The sequence below is a fragment of the Photobacterium sp. OFAV2-7 genome (genome assembly GCF_022347985.1).
Taxonomy (GTDB): Bacteria; Pseudomonadota; Gammaproteobacteria; order Enterobacterales; family Vibrionaceae; genus Photobacterium.
Genome location: NZ_JAKRFQ010000449.1, coordinates 1 through 4,115, shown reverse-complemented (window position 1 = coordinate 4,115; position 4,115 = coordinate 1). Strand labels below are relative to the sequence as shown.

The 4,115-nt window shown below is 52.1% G+C and carries 4 protein-coding genes; all 4 read right to left on the bottom strand.

The window, feature by feature from the left end; all coding sequences use genetic code 11:
* Positions 1 to 4: 4 nt before the first annotated feature.
* Positions 5 to 490 carry a heme-degrading domain-containing protein gene (locus tag MHN01_RS18735; RefSeq protein ID WP_239412740.1) on the bottom strand — a complete coding sequence of 162 codons (486 nt, stop codon included), beginning with the start codon at positions 488 to 490 and terminating at the stop codon, positions 5 to 7.
* Positions 491 to 497: 7 nt separating this feature from the next.
* Positions 498 to 1,595: a glycerol dehydrogenase gene (locus MHN01_RS18730; RefSeq protein ID WP_239412739.1), complete on the bottom strand. Its 1,098-nt coding sequence runs from the start codon at positions 1,593 to 1,595 to the stop codon at positions 498 to 500.
* Between the two features lie 60 nt (positions 1,596 to 1,655).
* A complete protein-coding gene (locus MHN01_RS18725) occupies positions 1,656 to 2,702 on the bottom strand; it encodes an oxidoreductase (protein WP_239412738.1) in 1,047 nt (348 codons plus the stop codon).
* Positions 2,703 to 2,765: 63 nt separating this feature from the next.
* Positions 2,766 to 4,115: phosphoenolpyruvate--protein phosphotransferase (gene ptsP, locus MHN01_RS18720; protein ID WP_239412737.1), on the bottom strand; the 1,350-nt coding region annotated here is incomplete at its 5' end.

Here is a 4,115-nt window from a genome sequence, read left to right as displayed (position 1 = left end):
CGTATCATGCACGATTTTCCTGTGTTTCATGTGGGTCGAGAAAGCGCTCCAGGACATTGACAATAAGCCGGTGATCTTCTTTTTGCGGTAACCCCGAGACTGAGATTGCCCCAATGACGCCGGTGTTGCGGATCGTCAACGGAAAACTGCCGCCGTAGGGCGCAAATTCTCGCGGATCGATCAGAGCACTTTTCTCAATTGTACTTTCTTTCGCTTTGTAATAATTCCCCATATACCACGAACTATGCTGATAACGATGAACTACATTGCGTTTTCGACGTATCCATTCCAAGTTGTCAATGGTGGTATTGTGCATGGCATAGCTGAACAGGCACTGATTGTTTACCGTAATATCAATAGCGACACTGGCGTTAAGTTGCTCGGCCGCTTCCTTAAGCGCGCAACCGAGCTCCCATGCGCGCTGGTGGTTGAAATAGGCAAACTGCAGTCGACTTTCTTCAGCCAGCAGTTCGGTGAGTAGATCATTCATTATGGTGTTAACCCTTTTGGCGGCGTAGTCTGCCTTCCGCGTCAGCCGCTTTCAGCGCGGCAAATACCATTTCCTTAGTGACCGGCATTGCCTCGTTGTGAATGGTCTCTCCCTCGGCACAACTTGCTTCTGCCACGGCCATGAGTTCTTCGTCAGTGACCTCTTTCAGGCCAATTTGCTCTAAGGTGACTGGCAGCCCGACAGCTTCACAGAAGTTAAAGACTTCGTTGATTTTCGCTGCTGGCTTGTCGGTCAGGAACAGAGATGAAAGCACGCCGAAGGCAACTTTTTCACCATGCAGGTAAGCATGAGTAGGCTCGAGTATCGTCAGGCCGTTGTGGATCGCATGCGAGGCGGCAAGACCACCACTTTCGAAACCCAGCCCGCTGAGCAGGGTGTTGGCCTCGATAATATGCTCAAGGGCAGGAGTCACTACGCCGGCATCATTGGCGGATTTTGCCTTGGCACCATATTCCAGCAAGGTGGTGTAACAAAGGTGAGCCAGCGCATAGGCAGACATAGAGCCAAAGCGGCCTGTCATATTGGTGGCTAAGCTCTGCTTGCACGACTCGGCTTCAAACCAGGTTGCCAGTGCATCACCCATTCCGGCAACCAGCAGGCGGGTCGGGGCGTTGGCAATGATTTGGGTATCGATCAGCACCAGGTTCGGGTTAGTCGGCAGTACCAGGTAGCGTTTGAATTCGCCTGTCTGGGTGTAAATCACAGACAACGCACTGCATGGCGCATCACTGGCGGCCAGAGTCGGAGCAATGGCGACCGGCACTTTGGCTTCAAAAGCTGTGGCTTTTGCGGTATCCAATGTCTTTCCGCCACCAAGGCCGACAACAAACTGACCGTCGAAGGCTTTCAACTGCTCGACCAGTCTGGCGATCTCCTCGTCACAGCATTCCCCTTCAAAACGTACGACGTCGATCTCTACCTGGCTGCTGATATAAGGTTCGAACTCATGGCGAAGGTTGTCATATACAAATGGATCACAGATGAGAAGGCCTTTGCTGCCGAAACGAGCGAGTTCTTCGCCCAGCAACTTACGAGAGTCTTTGCCTTGGACATATCGGCCGGGAAAAATCGTTGTTGAAATCATGGCAAAATCCTTATTAATGGTTAATTGGGTATGTTTCGAAATCGGTTCTTGTTGATTGTTTTATGTCGTCGAGCGTGACAGTTCGATACGGCAACCGCGCTGTTCGCTCTGATAAGCGGCCTCTATCACTCTGATGACATCAAGGGCATCGCTGGGCTCGACAGGCAAAGGGGTACCATGCTGGATGGCACTTGCGATAAGTTGGTAGAAGGCTTCATAGCCCCCTTTGAAGGTCTTTAACGGCTGTTCGTGGCCATTGCTATCGGTGAGTAAACCGTAATGTTCAACCGGGTCGAGTCCCCAGTTTGTTGACCAGGGGCCTTTGTTCTGACGCAGATCATCCTCCTGGCTGTCCATGCCGTACTTGATGTAGGTGCCTTTTGAGCCAAAGACCTGAAAGCGTGGGCCTGGCGCTGTACTGAGGCAATTACCATGGAGGATCACCTCCGTATCCGGGTAGCTGAGTACCAAATGAAAATGGTCAACGGCCTGAGCGCCGGGACGCTGATTACGAAGGTGAGCCATGACGGAATCGGGCATGCCGAACAAGATCAGCGCCTGATCGATGAGATGGGCACCCAGATCATAAAGAATTCCGGCCCCCGGCAGATCTTGTTCGCGCCACCGGTCTTTTACCTCGGGGCGATAGCGGTTGTAGCTGGAATAGAAAGTGTGAATATCGCCTAGTTGGTTGCAGTTCTTGAGGTGTTGGATAGTCAGGAAATCGCCGTCAAAGCGGCGGCTCTGGTAAACGCTGAGCAGGCGGTCTTTCTGTTTGGCTAATTCGATGAGCTTTTCGCCGTTTTCGCTGTCAATCACGAATGGTTTTTCGATCACTACATGGCGGTTTGCCTCGAGAGCCAGCTTGGCCATGGGATAGTGGAGGTCATTCGGTGTCGCAATAACAACCAGCTCAGCATCACAGTCACTTAGCAGTGTTTCGAGGCTCGGGAAGACTTTCACTCCGGGCAGGAAAGTGTTGACCTTGTCGGGATTAGTTGAGACGACGGCAACCAAATCAAGGCCATCAACCGATTCGATAATAGGGGCTTGAAAGCACTGCCCCGAGATCCCAAAACCTACCAGTGCTGTTCTAATAGAAGTCATATTAATAACCGGGTTGAGGGGGCCGTGAAGAGAAGCGTTGGCCCCCGAAGAAGTAAGTACTACCTAGTCGGTAATAGCGCTTTGAAGCAGCTGTTCGATTTCCTCGGCAGTGGTTGCTTTCTGAAGGCTGTCTCTGAAATCGATATGCATGATCTTCCGCGCCAGCTTGGAAAAAATCTTCATGTGCTGATCACCAGCTGCATGCTTGTTGAGGGTCAGCATAATCACAAATTGTGCCTCGTCGTCACCCCAAAGGATCGGTTTGGCGAGCTTGGCGACACTGATGGTCGATTGCTCGATATGCTCCGACTTGGTATGCGGGATAGCAAAGCCGAATCCAAGTCCGGTCGAGAAGACATCTTCTCGAGCCCAAAGATCATCGGCAAGCTTGTCGGGGTAGCGACAGCGTCCGGCCAGATATAGGTTGTCAGACAGTGTCTTGATCACCTCTTCTTTGCTGCCTAGATCCGCATCAAGCACAATACACTCTGTGGTGATGAGCGGCGCATCACTCTGCGCCATTCTGAACTGTGCCAAAAGGTGCTCGACTTCCATCGCGGTCCGGCATGCCATGGCTTTGTTGAGCAACTGGCGGCACTCACGGCTGTCGAGTTTGGAAAGACGCTCTTTGGTCGCAGGGATTGACGGGGCACTCATCGAGATTTCGTCGAGGCCAAGGCCAACCAGCAATGGCAGTACAGAGCCCTTGGCACCCAGTTCGCCGCACAGGCCAATCCACTTACCGTGGCGGTGTACTTCGCGGACAACATGATCCAAGGTACGCAGGAAGGCCGGGTTGAGGCTGTTGTAGGTTTTGGTTACCTTGGCGTTGTCGCGGTCTACGGCCATGAGGTACTGAGTCAGATCATTCGAGCCAATCGAGAAGAAGTCGATTTCTTCGCAGCACTGGTCAATGATGAAGGCGACAGAAGGCACTTCCAGCATGATCCCGAGCGGGATCTTCTCATCAAACGGTACTTTTTCTTTTCGCAGCTCCTGACGCACTTCGGCCAGTACGTCTTTGACCCACAGTATTTCTTCCACAGAGGAAATCATCGGGATCATGATCTTCAGTGAACCGTGCGCCGACGCCCGCAAAATACCCCGTAGCTGGGTTTTGAATAGCTCGATGTATTCTTCGTAGATACGAATCGCACGGTAGCCAAGGAACGGATTGTTCTCGGTCGGGATATTTAAATAATCGACTGGCTTGTCGCCGCCGATATCCATGGTGCGGATAATAATCGACTTATCACCGGCGGCCTCCAGAGCCTGGCAGAATATATTGTATAGCTCATCTTCATCCGGAGCGGTGGTACGATCCATATAAAGCATTTCGGTACGGAACAGACCTATACTTTCAGCCCCGTTGTTAAAGGCCGGCTCAGCCTCGATGGCATGGGCAATGTTTGC